General features: G+C 39.2%; 16 protein-coding genes. 15 read left to right on the forward strand and 1 reads right to left on the reverse strand.

The features are described from left to right. Window positions 1-2 precede the first annotated feature (2 nt). The 15 genes from R3D71_00615 to R3D71_00685 all read left to right on the forward strand — a co-directional run bounded on the left by R3D71_00615 (window position 3) and on the right by R3D71_00685 (window position 17,130). On the forward strand, window positions 3-1,085 hold the full coding sequence (locus tag R3D71_00615) for a DUF2336 domain-containing protein (GenBank protein ID MEZ5690151.1): 1,083 nt from the start codon (window positions 3-5) through the stop codon (window positions 1,083-1,085). 8 nt (window positions 1,086-1,093) lie between these two features. Further along, complete coding sequence (locus R3D71_00620; protein MEZ5690152.1) at window positions 1,094-1,873, forward strand: NAD kinase; 780 nt, start codon at window positions 1,094-1,096, stop codon at window positions 1,871-1,873. Window positions 1,874-2,007: 134 nt separating this feature from the next. Beyond that, complete coding sequence (locus tag R3D71_00625) at window positions 2,008-2,214, forward strand: cold-shock protein (protein ID MEZ5690153.1); 207 nt, start codon at window positions 2,008-2,010, stop codon at window positions 2,212-2,214. 247 nt (window positions 2,215-2,461) lie between these two features. Further along, window positions 2,462-4,291 (forward strand): translational GTPase TypA, encoded by a 1,830-nt coding sequence (gene typA, locus R3D71_00630; protein MEZ5690154.1) that lies wholly within the window; start codon window positions 2,462-2,464, stop codon window positions 4,289-4,291. A gap of 125 nt (window positions 4,292-4,416) precedes the next feature. Next, window positions 4,417-5,349 (forward strand): Flp pilus assembly protein CpaB, encoded by a 933-nt coding sequence (gene cpaB / locus R3D71_00635; protein MEZ5690155.1) that lies wholly within the window; start codon window positions 4,417-4,419, stop codon window positions 5,347-5,349. Between the two features lie 7 nt (window positions 5,350-5,356). Further along, entirely contained in the window at window positions 5,357-6,835 is a 1,479-nt protein-coding gene (locus R3D71_00640; protein MEZ5690156.1) for a type II and III secretion system protein family protein, read from the forward strand. A gap of 3 nt (window positions 6,836-6,838) precedes the next feature. Then, window positions 6,839-7,426, forward strand: a complete 588-nt coding sequence (locus R3D71_00645; protein MEZ5690157.1) for a hypothetical protein — start codon at window positions 6,839-6,841, stop codon at window positions 7,424-7,426. A gap of 62 nt (window positions 7,427-7,488) precedes the next feature. Next, window positions 7,489-8,718, forward strand: coding sequence for an AAA family ATPase (locus tag R3D71_00650; protein MEZ5690158.1), 1,230 nt, complete (start codon window positions 7,489-7,491; stop codon window positions 8,716-8,718). A gap of 5 nt (window positions 8,719-8,723) precedes the next feature. After that, on the forward strand, window positions 8,724-10,184 hold the full coding sequence (locus tag R3D71_00655) for a CpaF family protein (protein MEZ5690159.1): 1,461 nt from the start codon (window positions 8,724-8,726) through the stop codon (window positions 10,182-10,184). Next, the gene (locus R3D71_00660) at window positions 10,185-11,171 is read left to right on the forward strand and encodes a type II secretion system F family protein (GenBank protein MEZ5690160.1); all 987 of its coding nucleotides are present in this window, start codon (window positions 10,185-10,187) and stop codon (window positions 11,169-11,171) included. It abuts the gene before it with no gap. A 3-nt stretch (window positions 11,172-11,174) separates the two neighbouring features. Continuing rightward, window positions 11,175-12,116, forward strand: a complete 942-nt coding sequence (locus R3D71_00665; GenBank protein MEZ5690161.1) for a type II secretion system F family protein — start codon at window positions 11,175-11,177, stop codon at window positions 12,114-12,116. Between the two features lie 73 nt (window positions 12,117-12,189). After that, a complete protein-coding gene (gene uvrB / locus R3D71_00670) occupies window positions 12,190-14,187 on the forward strand; it encodes an excinuclease ABC subunit UvrB (GenBank protein ID MEZ5690162.1) in 1,998 nt (665 codons plus the stop codon). A 94-nt stretch (window positions 14,188-14,281) separates the two neighbouring features. After that, on the forward strand, window positions 14,282-15,550 hold the full coding sequence (locus R3D71_00675) for an ATP-binding protein (GenBank protein MEZ5690163.1): 1,269 nt from the start codon (window positions 14,282-14,284) through the stop codon (window positions 15,548-15,550). Beyond that, window positions 15,550-16,131, forward strand: a complete 582-nt coding sequence (locus tag R3D71_00680) for an RloB family protein (protein ID MEZ5690164.1) — start codon at window positions 15,550-15,552, stop codon at window positions 16,129-16,131. The genes R3D71_00675 and R3D71_00680 overlap by 1 nt, the downstream gene beginning before the upstream one ends. A gap of 108 nt (window positions 16,132-16,239) precedes the next feature. Further along, window positions 16,240-17,130: a hypothetical protein gene (locus R3D71_00685; protein MEZ5690165.1), complete on the forward strand. Its 891-nt coding sequence runs from the start codon at window positions 16,240-16,242 to the stop codon at window positions 17,128-17,130. Window positions 17,131-17,263: 133 nt separating this feature from the next. Here the strand turns inward: R3D71_00685 and ndk are convergent, their stop codons facing one another. After that, window positions 17,264-17,686: a nucleoside-diphosphate kinase gene (ndk, locus tag R3D71_00690; GenBank protein MEZ5690166.1), complete on the reverse strand. Its 423-nt coding sequence runs from the start codon at window positions 17,684-17,686 to the stop codon at window positions 17,264-17,266. Window positions 17,687-17,738: the final 52 nt, after the last annotated feature.

A 17,738-nucleotide genomic window follows, 5' to 3' on the forward strand; every position in this document is an offset into this window, starting at 1 on the left:
ATGTGAGTCGTCTTTTGAGCGATACTTCTTCAGGTAGCAGATTTGATGTAGGCGCTAAAATAGCCGCCACTTATGGCAATAATATTTTAGGTGAGCAAGAAAAGCAGATGGCTGAACAGATATTTCGGCTTTTGCTTAAAGACACAGAGATTAGAGTTAGAGCATCGCTCGCTGAGAATCTCAAAGAGAGTGATGTCATTCCTCGTGATATAGTGTTATCAATGGCAAGTGATGTTAATGAGGTCGCGCTTCCAGTTATTGAGTGTTCTAGGGTTTTAGATGATAATGACTTGCTTGATATAATTCATTCAGCTAAGGACGATTCGCGCTATCTAGCAATATCACGCCGTGATACATTGTCGGAAGTAGTGTCTGATACTTTAGTTGATAAGGGTAATGAGGAAGTTCTGGAGTCTTTACTAAGTAATAATGGAGCGTCAATATCAGATAATGTTTTTTCTGGTATAATAAATACTCACAAAGAAAATCCCGCACTTATGGAGGCGATTACCTCGCGTTCTCATTTACCTATAAGTGTGGTTGAGAAGCTTGTAAGTGTTGTCTCAACCAATATAGCTGATTCTTTGAAAGAGAAATACCGACTTCCTGATGAGGCTATTAAGAAGGAGGTAGAGAAAAATAGAGAATCTGAGACCCTTGCGCTTGTCCGTCAAGCCTCATCCATAGATGACGTAGGTAGGCTGGTAAGTAATCTTCGTGATACTGGAAAACTTACACCATCAATTATCTTGAGTTCCCTTTGCCAAGGAAGTTTTGATTTTTTTGAATCATCCCTTGCTATTCTTTCTAATATAAAAGTTGAAAATGCCAGAACACTCATAGCGGATCGTGGAGAGTTAGGGTTTCGTGCTATTTACAATAAATCAGGATTGCCTGACGCTATGTTTCCAGCGGTAAAGCTTCTGCTTAAAATTGTAAGGGAGTTAGACGTGGAAGGAGAGAAATCTGGGACTTCGCGTTATTCCAACCGTATCGTTGAGCGTATACTGCAATATTCAGAAAATACACCGGTTGATAATATATCCTATATTATAGCTCTTATAAGGCGTGTGGCTATCCATTAGGAAAAATTATGGAAACTATTAAGATAGGTTGTGTCGCAGATAAATCACCAGTAGCTCAGGATGCTCTAAAAAAAATTAAAGAGCGTTATGAGGTGGTGGAAATCACCAAAAGAAATATGAAGGCACAGGTCATAGTTGTGCTTGGAGGTGACGGGTTTATGCTGCAAACTCTACATACATATATGAAGATGCGTTTGCCGTTTTATGGCATTAATTGTGGTACTATAGGTTTTCTTATGAATGAGAGGGTTATAGAAAATCTGGAAGAGCGTATAAATAATTCCCGCAGTACGACCCTTTATCCTTTGCATATGTACGCTAGAAGGCTAAATGGAAAAGTCGTACAAGCTCTTGCCTTTAATGAAGTATCCTTGTTTCGTCAGGGACGGCAGGCCGCGAAAATCAAAGTGGCTATAGATCATGTCGTAAGACTAAACGAGCTTATATGCGATGGTGTTATGGTGTCAACCCCAGCGGGAAGTACCGCCTATAATTTTTCAGCGGGAGGACCTATAATCCCTCTTGGTGCTAACGTAATAGCACTTACCCCACTAGTTCCATTTCGCCCACGCCGCTGGCGCGGAGCGCTGCTTACCCATAACTCAAGTGTTATATTCAGTATTTTAGAGCCTAAAAAACGTCCTGTAGCGGCGGTCGCTGATTTCACTGAAATTCAGGATGTTCAGGAGGTTATAATAAGTGAACAGCGTAAATCCGGTGTGAATTTACTTTTTGACCCTGAACATAATTTGGCTGAAAGAATAATTAAGGAGCAGTTTACCCATTAATGTAAAAAATGCTTAAAACCGGCTTGCATGTAAGCAAAAATTAAGTTACTAAATGCAGCGGCATTACTATGGTGGTATTGTTGTGTTTTAATATTGGGTCACCCAATTTGTTGTTTGTATAAGGATGTTAGTTTATGGCTACAGGTGTTGTTAAATGGTTTAATCCAAATAAGTCTTATGGTTTTATTAAGCCGGATGATGGCGGTAGCGATGTGTTTGTTCATATTTCCGCGTTGCAGGCGGTTGGTCTGCGTACCCTTAATGATAATCAGAAAATAGAGTATGAGCTAGAAAACAGTAAGGGTAAGACCTCAGCTGTTAATCTTAAGCTGATTGATTAGTTTATATAAGACTAATTTACCACGTCTGATTTTTTGTTTTCGGCAAACATTGATTTGTTTCCTCTTTGCTTGTGCATTGGTTTCTATTTAATTTTAGAGAATTGCGGATTGATATTGCCTAAAAAATAGAGATTAGTAAGCTAGTTTGGCTAGTGTGTTTTGTGATGCTCTAAGCTCATCATAACGATACCTTTTGGGCTTTTTTGCTAGTAATGCTCTCTATTAATTTATAAAATTTAACCATTATATATGTCTTATGAAGGATATTCGTAATATAGCTATCATCGCTCATGTGGATCATGGCAAAACTACTCTTATTGATCAAATGTTAAAACAGAGCGGAAGTTTTCGCGCCAATCAGTCTGTAGAGGAGCGCGTGATGGATTCTAACGCTCTGGAAAAGGAGCGTGGTATTACCATACTTGCGAAATGTACTTCGGTAATTCGTGGTAATGTCCGCATTAATATACTTGATACACCGGGTCATGCTGATTTTGGTGGAGAGGTGGAGCGCGTTCTCAGTATGGTAGATGGAGTTATTCTGCTGGTGGACGCGGCGGAGGGAGCGTTGCCACAGACAAAATTTGTTCTAACCAAAGCTCTTAAATTGGGGTTAAGGCCTATTGTTGTAATCAACAAGGTTGACCGTTCCGATGCTATTCCCGAGCAGGTTGTAAACGAGGTTTTTGATTTGTTCGTCGCTCTTGACGCTAGTGAGGAGCAGCTTGATTTTCCAATCTTCTATGCTTCCGGTCGTGACGGATGGGCAGCAAGAGAATTAGGAGATGGGCGTGTGGATTTGTCTCCGTTATTTGACTGTATAATAAGCCATGTGAATGCTCCTGATGTTGACGCTGAAGCTGATTTTTCTATGCTTGTATCCATCTTAGAGTATGACTCGTTTCTTGGGCGTATACTTACAGGCAGAATCTATAGTGGTATAGCTAAGGTAGGAATGCCGGTTAAATCTATGGATTTGGAAGGCAATGTTCTTGAGCAAGGTAGACTTACCAAACTACTTACTTTTAATGGTATTAAAAGGGAAACGGTGGATGAGGCGCATGCTGGTGATATTGTAGCGATTGCCGGTCTTACCAAAACGTCGGTGGCAGATACTATCGGTGATTTATCTATCTCTTCTCCAATTCCGTCTAGCCCTATAGACCCGCCTACTATGGCTGTTACTCTTTCTGTAAATGACTCTCCGCTTGCTGGTCAGGAAGGAACTAAAGTTACTAGCCGAATGATTAGGGATAGGCTGTTTAAGGAAGCTGAAGGTAATGTGGCGATTCAGATAAAAGAAACAGAGGCTAAAGACGCTTTTGAGGTGGCTGGTAGAGGAGAGTTGCAGCTTGGTGTTCTCATAGAAACTATGAGACGAGAGGGTTTTGAGTTATCAGTGTCACGTCCGCGTGTTTTGTTCAGGGAAGACTCTGGCACAAAAATGGAGCCTATAGAAGAGGTAGTTATAGACGTTGATGATGAATATACCGGCACTGTAGTTGAGAAAATATCTATGCGTAAGGGTGAGATGATAGATATGAGACCATCTGGAGGTGGAAAAACTCGTATAGTTTTTCACGTGCCATCGCGTGGCTTAATCGGCTATCAAGGAGAATTTCTCACTGATACGCGTGGTACAGGCGTTATGAATCGTCTGTTTCACTGTTACGCCCCTTACAAAGGAGATATTACAGGAAGGCGCAATGGTGCTTTGATTTCTATGGAAAAAGGTGAGGCGGTTGCTTACGCTATATGGAATCTACAAGACAGAGGTGTAATGTTCGTAAATCCAGGAGATAAGATTTATGAGGGAATGATTGTTGGTGAGCATAGCAGGGATAATGATTTAGAAATTAATCTTATAAAAAACAAGCAGTTAACCAATATAAGAACAACAAGCAAGGACGAAGCTATAAAGCTCGTTCCACCTGTTAAAATGACTCTTGAGCAGATGATTTCATATATAGAATATGATGAACTTGTTGAAATAACACCAAAATCTCTGCGTTTGCGGAAGATAGCTCTTGATTCTAATGAAAGAAAAAAAGCGTCAAGGCTAAAAAAAGCTGAGTAATTGATATATTTTTTTATTATTTGTTAATTTTCAATTGTTATCTTGTTTACAATTATAAAGTTATAGTTATACTTCTGCTTGTTATAAATATTTGTATGGTTAATAGTATTTAGTGAAGCTTATTTATGAAATTTGTATTTTATAGTGTATTAGCCGTTATCGCTGTTGTAGCGGCAATGGTTTCGCTCCGATTTTCTGAGCAGGAAACGAAACAGCCTGCTCCTGCTGTAACGCAGAATATACCGGTTCGTGAGATTAATATAGAAACAGCTCAGGTTTTGGTCGCTAAAAATAATATTTCAGTTGGTACTATCATAGATAGTTCAATGGTTGACGCTCAACCATGGCCAAAGAACTTAGTGCTTGCCAGTTTCATTACTGGTGAAATGGCAAGGCAGGAAGTTATAGGTAAGGTGGTTCGTTCCTCAATTCAGGCAGGTGAACCATTCATAAAGAGCAAGCTAGCTAATCCTAACGATCCGGGATTTTTAGCCGCGGCTCTTCCTCCTGGTATGCATGCTATTACTATTTCTACGGACGCTATATCCGGTATAGCAGGTTTTATATTTCCAGGTGATCGTGTTGATATATTGTTCGCTCACAGTATAGAGGGCGGAAAGTCAAAAGGTATTGGTAGGGCTTCCACCGCTGAGGTGCTTGGATCTAATATCAAGGTTCTTGCGGTAAATCTGCGCTCCCCTGATCCTAATAGCCCGCCTCCTGTCTCTCCTAATAGTGTTACTGTTGAGGTAAATGAGGAGTTGGCGCAAAGAATACGTCTTGCCGAGAAAAATGGCACTTTATCTCTGTCTCTTCGCTCAATTTACGATAATGGTACTGATATACCAAACCCAACCGGTATAGGAAGTCTTTCTAATATGTCGGCTCCTTCTCCTTCTCTGCTGGTTGTTCGTGGTCCGGGGCAAGGCGGTGGCGAGATACGTTCTTCGGATGTAACTGTTGGTGCGGTCGACTCAGCTTCTTCGGCTGCTGTGCGTAGTACGGATGGTGGTGATAAATTTGGTCTTGAAAAACTCAAACTTAATGGTGGTAGGTAGTTGGTATATGGCTTTTTTGAAAAATATATATAGCTCTAGGCTGTGGAGGGTTGGGGTTTTTACTTGCTTTATTGCATGTATAGGGTCGTCTTCAGCCTTTGCTGGTTCTGGGTTATTCGTTCCTATTAGCCGCTCTTCGGTTGTGGTAATGCCAGGGGTGGCTAAGGAGGTGGTCGTTGCCAATCCAGACATAGCTGACGTTCATGTTAACAATGAGAATACAATAACAGTTATAGGAAAATTAGCTGGAAAGACTAATATCAGAGTGTTTAGTGGTTCTGGTAAATTGCTGCAAACACTTAATGTCTCTGTGGGCTATGATCTTCCGGCGATTCGTCACGCTCTGAAAAAATTTATTCCTGATGAGACGATTGGTGTGGAGATGATAAATACTAGTGTAGCTCTTACCGGCTATGTTCGTAATAATTCTTCTGTAGATCGTGCTCTTAAGATTGTTCAAGAGTATATCACGAATGCTTCTGGTGTTCAAAAAGGGCAAGGCGATCAGAAAAACAAATCTAAAGACGCCACAGAGGGTTCTGCGTATCCGAAAATCATGAATATGCTAAAGTTGGTTTCTGGTCAGCAAGTTATGATTAGGGTAAGGGTCGCTGAGGTAAATAGGGATGCCCTAAAAAGACTTGGAGTTGATCCACAAGCTGTTTTTAATAGTGGAAATTTTGCCTTTTCCGGTGCTCTTGGTACCGCTACTGAAGGTATAACAGCAGGCTCTACAGCTGCTTGGAGAATATTGGACGATCAGTATAGAGGAACTGGTTTTCTGAGGTGGAATGGCTCTGACCGTTCTTTAGGAGCTGCTATTAATATGTTAGAGCGTGATGGCTTGGTCAAAACTCTAGCGGAGCCTAATTTAGTGGCAGTATCAGGTGAAGAAGCAGAGTTCTTGGCAGGTGGAGAAATACCAGTTGTCGCGCCGAGTTCCGCAACACCTGGAAGTCCAGTAAGTGTTACTGTGGAATATAAGCCTATAGGTGTATCGGTTAAATTTACTCCAGATATTTTATCAGAAAATCGTATTCGCATGAAGGTTCAGCCAGAGGTTTCAGAGGTTTCAGATGCTGATGCTGTTTTGCTGAGCGGATTTAGAGTTCCAAGCATTTCTACCCGTCGTGCCAAGACAGTAGTAGAGCTTGCGCCAGGCGAGAGTTTTATGATAGCTGGTTTGCTCAAGGATGAAACTAGATCTAGTATAGATCAATTACCTGGTATTAAGGAAGTGCCGGTTCTTGGGGCTTTGTTCAGAAGTACAGAATTTCAACGTAATGAAAGTGAGCTGGTAATAGCTGTTACTCCTTATATAGTGGATCCTCTTAAGAGTTCTGATGTTAAACTTCCAACGGATGATTTCCGTCCGGCTAGCCAGATGGAGATGTTCTTCTATGGTGCTTTAGGGTCAGTACTCACAGATAAGCGTTCTGCTTTTATTCCTAAATTAGAGGGACCAACAGGGTTTATGGTGGATTAGTTTATGAAAAAAAATACATTGAAAATATATGGATTGTTGGCTTGTGTGTCTATTTTGGCGTCATGTGATGTTGGAGGTAGCGAGTTTCAGATAAATAGAGGAGACCCTGAACGTTTCCTATATAATTCATCTGAGGAGGTTACGATAGGGCTTGATTCCGCTAACGCTCTATCTCATATCACCAGCATAGTTGATAAGGATAGACCAACAGGAGTTGAGCTTAGATGTTCAATAAAAGATGTTCGTTGCGCTCAAGCAAAAGAGATTATAGAGCGCCGTTCAATACAGATATATCTGAATAATGAATGGGCGAACAGTGTTGTTATGCTGTATAATAGAAACGTGGTTGGTGACTGCGAGCAGCGCTACGTTGATAATACTAGAGGTAGTCGCAGTGTGAATCATCCTGCTTTTGGTTGTTCAGTAGCGGGTAATATAGTGCAGATGGTCGCCGATAAAAAACAATTTACCGAGCCAGCGATTCTTGACTTGCCTGATGCTGAAAAAGCTAATCAGTCATATAGTAATTATTTAAGACCGTCTAATGAGCGCGAGTCTGGTGATACTGAATGGATAACCTCTGATAAATAACTTAATGATTGGGATTTTGTAGATTTGTCAGATTTATTTGACATTGGTTTAAGGGATAGTTTATGAGTGCTGCAAGTCCACTTTTGGTTATTAGTTATGATCCTGAGGAGAGAATTAATCTTGATGAGATTACGGATAGTCTTGGCTATCCCGACGCTCATTTTGTTACCGGCGAACTTTCAGAGATTATATCAGAACTTGAATCAAGGACTATATCACCGGAATATATGATTATAGATATAGGTGATCACGCTGATGATATTTTTTCTGATCTAGACGAAATCGCTATGCATTGTGAGCCAAATGTGCGTGTGGTTGTGATAGGTTCCGTAAACGATATTAATTTTTATAGGGAGTTGAAATCACGTGGAATAGTTGAGTATTGCGCGAGGCCTGTAAAAATTAGTGATATTCGTGAAATATTATTAAAATCTCATGGTAATGAGTATAATAATGTTAAAGCGAGTAGTAGCAACAGAGGTTCAGTTATTTCATGCATAAGCGCCGCTTCTGGTGATGGCGCTAGTACCTTTGCGGTGAACCTAGCATATTGTCTTGCTGAGGAATTTAACAAATCTACATTACTTATAGATATGGATTATCAATTCGGTCTCATCTCCAAAGGCTTAGATCTTACTGCGCCTTTTGGTATAAGGGAGCTGTTTGATTATCCAGAGCGTGGTGTTGATGACATGCTCGTTGAAAAAATGCAGGTTAAATATTCAGATAATCTTAGCATTGTCGCGTCTCCAAATGAACTTCGTAAATTACCAATGGTAAAGCCAGAGCTAATAAGAGATATGATAGCTTTACTGCGTAAAAAATTTGATTTTATAATACTTGATATCCCTCATATCTGGACTGGCTGGACAGCCACATCTCTTACCTATTCGGATAAAATAGTCATGGTAGCGCAGTTATGGTTAAGGTCTCTCACTCATTCCTCCAGAATGATATCCGCTTGGCAGGAAATGGGTATATCAAAGGAATTCGTGTCTCTGATAATAAATCGTAGTGGAGCGAAATTTAAGGAGGCGATTACTTCTCAGGATTTTGAGCGTATTTTACGCCATAAGATTGATGCTTACGTTAATAATGATATTAGAGCGGTAGTAAATGCTGAGGCTAATGGTCAAACATTATTTGAGATGGAGCAAAGCACAGCCATCCAACAGCAAATCAGGCAATTCGCGCAGAATATTATAGTTGATAGTGGAGGAACTGGTAAGTATTTTGATGATAACCCTACTAGTAAAAAGAAACTACTTTCTTTTCTAGGTAAGAAGGGTTAATCGCTATGTTCGGTAAAAAAGCTTCCGATCAAAATCAGCTAATAGATGGTAATCAATTTCGTGATATTGAGAAGATTAGCCTAAAAAATAAATTCCTTACCATAAATCATGAGGATGTTGAATCGGAAAAAAAAGAGCATGGTGATTGGTATAAAGTTGATGAGTTTTTTAGGGATTCTACTTTAGAAAACGCTGAATATGCTTCTGCCAAATCTTATCTTACAGAAAAAATTCTTGATAAACTTGAATTTTCCATTCTTGAAAAGATGGATGATGATGTAAAAAGAGACAAAGTAAGGGGGATAGCTGGTCAGATCATTAGAGATGAAATATCAACACCTCTAACCGCTGCTCAGATTGAGCTGTTAAAAGAACAGGCTATTGATGATTTGTTGGGATTTGGTCCTTTAGAAGTTTTACTATCTGATCCTGATGTGTCTGATATAATGATCAATGGAAGCAAAAGAGTTTTTGTTGAAAAGTATGGTAAAATAGCTCTTACCGATGTTACGTTTACTAGTGAGAAGCACTTACTTAATGTTATTCAAAAGATAGTATCGATTGTAGGAAGACGGGTTGATGAGGCTAACCCAATGGTTGATGCGCGCATGCCAGATGGTTCCAGATTTAACGCTATTATACCACCTTTGTCGCTTGATGGTTCCTTAGTTTCAATCAGGAAATTTCGTCGCCAAAAAATATCATTAAAAGAGTATGTGGATTTTGGTTCTATGACTCCAAGTATGGTAGATTTTCTAGCTATATGTGGATATATAAGATTAAATATCTTAATATCAGGTGGTACTGGCAGTGGTAAAACTACCTTGCTTAACGCTATGTCCGGTAATATTGCTCATACAGAACGTGTTATTACCGTAGAAGATGCCGCTGAATTGCAGTTGCAGCAGCCACACGTGCTGCGTATGGAAACTCGTCCACCAAATATGCAAGGTGTAGGGGAGATAACCGCTCGCCAGCTTGTAAAGAATGCTCTTAGGATGAGACCTGATAGGATAATTATTGGTGAGATACGTAGTGATGAGGTGATAGATGTGCTCTCTGCGATGAATACAGGACATGATGGATCAATGGCGACAATTCACGCTAATACACCTAAGGACGCTTTAAGTCGTATTGAAAATTTAGTAGGCATGTCAAATGTAAGTATGTCAGCCGCTTCGCTTAAAAATCAGATAGCAAGCGCACTGCATTTGATAGTGCAGGTGGCAAGACAGAGAGATGGTAAAAGAAGAATTACTCATATAGAAGAAATAATCGGAATGAAGGACGGCGAAATAGAAAGAAGATTATTATTTTCTTTTCATCCTGGTGAAATGGGAGAAGATGGTGTGCTCACAGGAGAATTTCGTTGCTCTGGTGAGGCACCTGATTTCCGCACGCAGGCCGCGTATTTTGGTAAGGAAAAGGAAATGCTTAAAGCTCTTGGTATAAGTAAGGATAAGTAAATGGTAGGATTGCCTATAGTAATAGCGATTATGGTTGGAATATCAGTATATCTGATAGGGGTTCTTCTCGCTCCAAAAATGTTAACCTCAGAGACTACAAGTTTTACTCGTAGGCAATTAAAGGGGCTTGAGAAGATAACCGCTGACGATGTTGAACGCGAGCATAACGAAAATCTTATGCGTGATCGCTATCAATCTACTGGTCCCTTAGCTAAAATATATTATGCTCTACCATTTGGTAAAGCTTCCCATCCTGCCTTGATACGTGGTGGTATAGCCGCTTCAGTGGATAAATTATTCGCGTTCTGTTTTGTGGTTTTCGTGTCATTGATGGTAATATTATCTATGACCAAAATTACTAATAACTGGATAGTTGTGTTTGTTATGTCGGTGGTTCTTTCCTATTTGATCTGCTGGTACATAATAAACTCTAGCATAAAAAGGCGTACAAAAAAATTTGTTGAGCAATTTCCTGATTCTCTTGATATTATAGTGCGTAGTGTAAAATCAGGGTTTCCAATAAACGCCGCTGTTAACATGGTATCGGAAAGTATGCCTGCTCCGGCATCTGAGGAATTTAAGCAGGTATCAACCGAAGTGGTTCATGGTAGTACTTTGGTTGACGCTCTTTCTCGCCTGAGCGATAGAATGCAAACACCAGATATAAGGTTCTTTGTGGTGGTGCTCACTTTGCAGCAGGAAGTTGGCGGTAGTCTCGCGGAGGTTTTAAGTAATCTATCACTGCTTATTCGTAAGCGCAAAATGATGTTTAAGAAAATTCGCGCGATAACTTCTGAGGGAAGATTCACCGGTTGGGTTCTTGGCGCATTACCGCTTTTTGTGGCGGCTGCCATACATTATATGAGCCCTGAGTATTTGTTGCCATTATTCAATACCGATATGGGGCATAATATATTGATGGCGATAGTCGGTACCATAGCGCTCGGTATGTTTATTATAAGAAGAATGGTTGATATGGAGATATAGTTGATGTTTTTTTCTGAATATCTTGGTTATGCTTTGTTAGTAGTTGGTATTTTTACCGCTTATATGGCGTTGGTAAACTTATTGCGTAAGGATCGTAATAAAACGCGTGCTGAAAAAATTATACTTTCCACTCATGATTTAGAAAAACAATATGACTCACTAGATGTCAAGGCGACGGTTATAAAAACCATTCTTATTCTTACGGGCGTTAATTTTGACAAGCAGGATGAAGTGTCTATGCAGCTTGCTAAGGCTGGCTATAACTCGCAAAGATCGCTCATATATTATCTGTTTTTTCAGCGTATTATCCAGCCTGCTTTACTCATCATAGGTATGGGCATATTGATAAAATTATTAATTTATAATCGCACAGAGATTAGTGATCATTTAGCTCTTTTCATCACTGGTTTATTGCTTTCGGTAATTGGTGGTTATGGTGGAAAGTTATTTTTGAGTAATAGCGCTACTAAAAGAAGCCAAGAATTAAGTAAAACATTCCCTGAGGCGCTTGATCTGATATTAATATGTGTAGAGTCCGGTCTTGGTGTTGATGCCGCTTTTGCCAGAGTATGTAATGAAATGAGGCATACACATCCAGTTGTCGCTTCTGAGTTTGACCGAACTCGTTTTGAGATGACTATGATGAGTGATCGTATTCAAGCGTTGCAGAATTTTTCTGATCGTACTGGTCTTAATGCCGTAAGAAGCCTTGTTTCATCACTTATTCAAGCTGAAAGGTTTGGGACCAGTCTTGTTGATACTATGCGTACTATTTCTGAAGAACAGCGAACTGATAGAATGATGCGAGCGGAGGAAAGAGCGGCTCGTCTGCCGGCGATGATCACTTTGCCGCTTATTATATTCATACTTCCGGGACTTTTCATGATAATACTAGGACCAGCTGTTATCAAAATAGTAGAACAAGGTGGTATTTTCGGAAGATAATATTTTCAACTGTGGTATCATAGTCATTTAAGGCAATAATTACCTAAATGTATTTTAACCGCAGAGGATTTTAATGACAGAGCTGTTCAAACTTGTTTCAGATTATACACCATCAGGAGACCAACCAACAGCGATAGATTCTCTGGTAGGTGGTATAAATTCTGGTAAGAAAGATCAGGTGTTACTTGGTGTAACCGGCTCTGGAAAAACTTTTACTATGGCGCATGTAATTGAGCGTACTTCCCGTCCAGCTCTTATCATGGCGCATAATAAAACTCTTGCCGCTCAGTTATATGCGGAGATGAAAAGCTTTTTTCCTGAAAACGCTGTTGAGTATTTCGTTTCTTATTATGATTATTATCAGCCGGAAGCTTATGTCCCCAAAAGCGATACCTTTATTGAAAAAGATTCTTCAATAAATGAGCAAATAGACAGAATGCGTCACTCCGCTACTCGTTCTATGCTGGAAAGAAGAGATGTCATAGTTGTCGCTTCCGTGTCATGTATATATGGCATTGGTTCAGCGGAAATGTATTCACAAATGACGGAAACTATAAAAGTTAGTGATTTATATAAGCAGAGTGATTTTATAAAAAAATTGGTTGAGTTGCAATATAGCCGAAGCGATATTGATTTCGCTCGTGGAACGTTTCGGGTGCGTGGTGATACTATAGATTTATTCCCAGCTCACTATGAGGATAGAGCTTGGCGAATTTCTTTTTTTGGTGATGATATAGAAGAGATAAACGAGTTTGATTGGCTTACTGGTGAAGTAAAAAAAGAACTTTCTGAAATAACCATATACGCCAACAGCCATTATGTTATTCCACGACCAACTATAGATAAAACTATAATTCAAATCAAAGCTGAGCTTAAAGAACGGCTTGACTATCTTTATAACACCGGAAAATTAGTAGAAGCACAGCGTTTGGAACAACGTACAAAATATGATTTAGAAATGCTTATGGAAACCGGTATGTGTAAAGGCATAGAAAATTATTCACGCTATCTAGCCGGTACAAAAGCTGGTGAGCCACCACCAACATTATTTCAGTATCTTCCAGATGACGCGCTACTTTTTGTTGATGAAAGCCATGTAACAGTGCCACAAATTGGCGGTATGTCTAACGGCGATCGCGCGCGTAAATCTACTCTCGTTGAATATGGATTTCGTTTGCCATCGGCTCTTGATAACCGTCCTCTACGTTTTGATGAATGGGATGCGCGCAGACCACAATCAGTTTTTGTTTCCGCGACCCCAGGTAAGTGGGAGTTGGAAGCGACCGGTGGTGAGTTCGCGGAGCAAATAATCCGCCCAACTGGTCTCATAGATCCGCCATGCCACATCCGTCCGATCGCAACACAGGTTGATGATTTACTCGCTGAATGCCATGAAAAAATAAAAATCGGGCAGCGTATATTGGTTACAACATTAACTAAGCGTATGGCAGAAGAGTTAACTGATTATATGAATGAAGCTGGAATTTCCGTACGTTATTTGCATTCAGATGTGGATACTTTGGAGCGTATAGAAATTATCCGTGACTTGCGTATTGGTAAATTTGATGTGTTAGTCGGGGTAAATCTGTTGCGTGAAGGGCTTGATATACCAGAATGTGGACTTGTTGCCATACTAGATGCTGATAAAGAGGGATTCCTGCGCTCAACCACTTCACTTATTCAGACTATCGGGCGTGCCGCTCGTAATGTTGACAGCAAGGTGATTTTATACGCTGACAGAATAACTGATTCCATGAAAAGAGCTTTAGATGAAACTGAACGCAGAAGAAACGCTCAGGTAGCCTATAATACCAAGCATGGCATAACCCCAGTATCCGTTAGCAAAAAAATCAGTGAGATTATGGATTCAGTATATGAGCATGACCATTATACGGTCGCCAAAACCTCTAAGAAATATGAGGTGGCAGATGATGGCAAAGATAGGCTTAAATATATAGAAAAATTACGCAAGAAAATGCTGGAAGCCGCCTCTGACCTTGAATTTGAGGAAGCCGCCCGCCTACGTGACGTTATCGGAAAACTGGAAAATGATAATAATAAGAGAAGGTAAAGAGTGAAGATGTATAAAAGCGCTTCCAAATCATCATTTAAGTTGCTATTTAGACGATAATAGGCAATATTTAGTCTTAAAAAGAGGGAAATGTATGTTAATTGAATTTAGTGTAGAAAATTATAGGTCTATTAAAGAACGGCAAACATTATCTATGGTTACAACTGAATCTGTGGATAAAAATGGACGTTGTGTAATTGATACTAACTTCAATGCTGCTTCAACAGTTTTAGCGAATGCAGCTATTTATGGACCAAATAGTTCTGGTAAGAGCAATCTTATTGATGCTATGGGTCTTTTTCAAAAGTTTGTTGTTAATTCTCACAAATTACAGCAAACAGAAACTATTGATGATATTGTTCCATTTCTTTTTTCTAAAAGAACTCAAAAACAACCATCAAGTTTTGAAGTGGTTTTTATTCATAATGGACATCTTTTTCAGTATGGGTTTGCCATAGATAAAAATAAAATTCATGATGAATGGTTATATGCAACTCCAGAAGGCAAACAAAAGCAAAAACCGCAAACATGGTTTGAAAGAAATTCAAAAAATATGAAGGAATCAACTATAAGGAGGCAGTTGAAGGGAGCTAAAGAATCATGGAAAGAAGGCACTGGTGAAAATCAGTTGTTTCTTTCTGTAGCTTCTAACAGACAATCTGAAGACTTTAGGAAACCTTTCGACTGGATTCAAAATAGTTTTAATGTTTTAACAAATCCAGAATTACTTCATCATGGATATACTGCTGGGCAGATTCATAAAAATGGTAAAAAAGATGCAGTTATGAAGTTTATGAAAGACTTAGATGTATCTTTTGATGATATTGAAATTGTAGAAAAAGAGATTGTTGAAGGTGATTTCAAAGATATTAAGGAACTACCAGAAGAGCTAAGAAAAAAACTTCTTAAAGAGATGGTTGGTAAAAAACGTCCAGAAATATTTACCTTACATAAAATGGAAGATGGAGGGTATTATCTGTTACAATTAGAAGAGGAGTCAGATGGGACAAAACAGCTTTTTGCCTTTGCCGCTCCAATTCTTGATGTATTAGAAAATGGCTATACTTTAGTTGTTGATGAACTTCATAATAGCTTGCATCCACTTGCCCTTAAAGGGGTTGTCTCTATGTTTCAGAATGAAAAAATTAATACAAAGAATGCACAGTTGATTTTTACTACACATGATACTAGTGCAATGAATTATTTATCACGTGATCAAATCTGGCTTTTAGATAAAGGAAAGTTTGGTGATGCTATTTTTACTGCATTGTCGGAGTTTAAAGATAAAAAAGACGTTCCTACTGAAAAGCGTTATTTAGGCGGAAGATATGGAGCATTGCCCAATGTTAAAGGTATTACCTGATGGCTGGTGCAAGAAGTGATAAGCTACATCAGAAAGCAAAACGGAAGTTTGCAAGAAAACCACCCACTAAATCCCCACGCGACCGTATTTTGATTGTTTGTGAAGGAGAGAAAACAGAGCCACATTATTTTGAGGAGTTATGTAGAGATCTCAATTTATCAATTAATACAGAAGTTAAAATATTTGGTAAAGAGTGCGGAAGTGCACCATCTTCTGTTTATGATTATACGATACAAGAGTTAGAAAAAGATTTAAAAGATACTCGTTATGATAATTACGATATAGCCTATTGTGTTTTTGATAAAGATAATCACGATGATAACGGTGGAAAGTACAGGCAAACACTTGATAAAATTAAAAAGAATAAGAAGTTTAAGATAATTGCAGCAAACAGTGTTCCTTGTTTTGAATTTTGGGTGTTGTTACATTTTGAGTCAACTACTAGCCAATTCAAGAATAGTACCGAAGTTACTAAGCGCATTAAAACACATTGGAAAGAATACAGTAAAGAAAAAACTAAGGATTTATATGCCAAGCTAAAAGATAAAACTGATATGGCAATAAAAAATGGGCATAATTAAAAAAGTGTGATGCTAGAATCTGCATAATTGCTTTATAAAACAATGCGATATACTGTATTTTTAAAAAAGGATTATAAAAGTGTCTAAAAACGCTGTGTAAAATGCGGTTTGAGCAGCATAAAAAGCAATGGCAAATTGCGTGGTCGTAAACGGTATCGTTGCAACTTGTGCTTACATCAATGGGTTGATAAGCGCGGCAAAAAAACCGACTATAAGCGTTACTATTTAGACTGGCTGCACAAACGCCGAACACTAGCAGAAATTGCTAGCATTCTTGATATTTCCATCCCCAAGCTCACCAAGGAATTTGATGCTCTTGAGTGGGCAGAAGGATTAATTTTTCCTGCCTCAAAAGAAGCGATTAACCTGCTCATGGATGCGTCTTTCTTCGGCAGAGAATATGGCTATTTCTGTGCGCATGATGGCAGCAGAATCATTTATTACCAAGAGATCAAAACCGAATCAGTGAAGCATTTGCGTGAAGCTTTGCATGAGCTTGTGCAGGCAGGATATTGCTTCAAATCAGTGACCATTGATGGGCGCAAAGGGTTTTATGAAAACATCAGAAAAACACTTGGTGGAGTACCAATTCAAATGTGTATTTTCCATCAAAAAGCGATTGTAAGGCGATATACTGGAAATAATCCAAAGCTCCGTCCTGCAAAGGATTTGAAGGAGTTGATGGAAAAATTATGCAATACCGAACCAGAAGATTTTGTGGCTCAATTTTACGCTCTGGCAGAGCAGCACAAAGGATTCCTGAATGCCAAAAAGGGTGGAAGATTTACGCACGGAAGGACGCGTTCTGCATATAATTCCGTGCAAGAAAATCTGCACAGGCTATTTACATACAAGGAATTTCCAGAACAGAATATTCCGCCAACAACCAACCATCTAGAAGGCTTCTTCTCTCACCTCAAGGAAAGAATAAATATCCACCGTGGGTTGAAACTCCATAGAAAGAAAAAAGCTATAAAAGCTTTCCTCAATTCTTTCTAAAAAGCATCACACTTTTTTAATTATGCCAAAAAATGCAAAGACTGTATTAAAAATTAAAGACGGCGACAACCCTTCAACACAAGTTCATATTCTTGTTGAAGATTTAGTTAATCAAGGCAAAAAATAGTTAAATTTATCCAACTATTTCAATTCCACTAAAAAAGAAATTTATTTCTATAGCGGCATTTTCCTCGCTATCTGAGCCATGCACTGAATTACGTTCAATGCCCTCACCAAATTCTTTGCGGATGGTTCCAGCGTCAGCCTTTGCCGGATCGGTCGCTCCCATAATCTCACGATTCTTAGCCACAGCGTTCTCACCTTCTAAAACCTGTACCACAACCGGCGCGGAGACCATATACTCTACTAGCTCACCATAGAAAGGACGCTCCTTGTGAACAGCGTAAAACTCACTAGCTTGTAAGCGAGACATACGCAGTCGTTTTTGTGCTACTATCCTAAGCCCGTTTTCCTCAAATTTAGCATTTATCTTACCAGTAAGATTACGCTCTGTCGCGTCCGGTTTTATTATTGAGAACGTACGTTGAATTGCCATTATGTGAATGCTCCTTGATATTACTAATAGTTAGACTTCGCAGGCTATATAA

The sequence above is a fragment of the Rickettsiales bacterium genome, from assembly GCA_041396965.1.
Taxonomy (GTDB): Bacteria; Pseudomonadota; Alphaproteobacteria; order Rickettsiales; family SXRF01; genus SXRF01.

Coding starts and splice junctions, on each gene's coding strand:
- R3D71_00660 (MEZ5690160.1), top strand. CDS start 10,185: ATGGTAGGATTGCCTATAGTAATAGCGATTATGGTTGGAATATCAGTA.
- uvrB (MEZ5690162.1), top strand. CDS start 12,190: ATGACAGAGCTGTTCAAACTTGTTTCAGATTATACACCATCAGGAGAC.
- R3D71_00680 (MEZ5690164.1), top strand. CDS start 15,550: ATGGCTGGTGCAAGAAGTGATAAGCTACATCAGAAAGCAAAACGGAAG.
- R3D71_00665 (MEZ5690161.1), top strand. CDS start 11,175: ATGTTTTTTTCTGAATATCTTGGTTATGCTTTGTTAGTAGTTGGTATT.
- R3D71_00645 (MEZ5690157.1), top strand. CDS start 6,839: ATGAAAAAAAATACATTGAAAATATATGGATTGTTGGCTTGTGTGTCT.
- R3D71_00655 (MEZ5690159.1), top strand. CDS start 8,724: ATGTTCGGTAAAAAAGCTTCCGATCAAAATCAGCTAATAGATGGTAAT.
- cpaB (MEZ5690155.1), top strand. CDS start 4,417: ATGAAATTTGTATTTTATAGTGTATTAGCCGTTATCGCTGTTGTAGCG.
- ndk (MEZ5690166.1), bottom strand. CDS start 17,686: ATGGCAATTCAACGTACGTTCTCAATAATAAAACCGGACGCGACAGAG.
- R3D71_00640 (MEZ5690156.1), top strand. CDS start 5,357: ATGGCTTTTTTGAAAAATATATATAGCTCTAGGCTGTGGAGGGTTGGG.
- R3D71_00620 (MEZ5690152.1), top strand. CDS start 1,094: ATGGAAACTATTAAGATAGGTTGTGTCGCAGATAAATCACCAGTAGCT.
- R3D71_00675 (MEZ5690163.1), top strand. CDS start 14,282: ATGTTAATTGAATTTAGTGTAGAAAATTATAGGTCTATTAAAGAACGG.
- R3D71_00650 (MEZ5690158.1), top strand. CDS start 7,489: ATGAGTGCTGCAAGTCCACTTTTGGTTATTAGTTATGATCCTGAGGAG.
- R3D71_00625 (MEZ5690153.1), top strand. CDS start 2,008: ATGGCTACAGGTGTTGTTAAATGGTTTAATCCAAATAAGTCTTATGGT.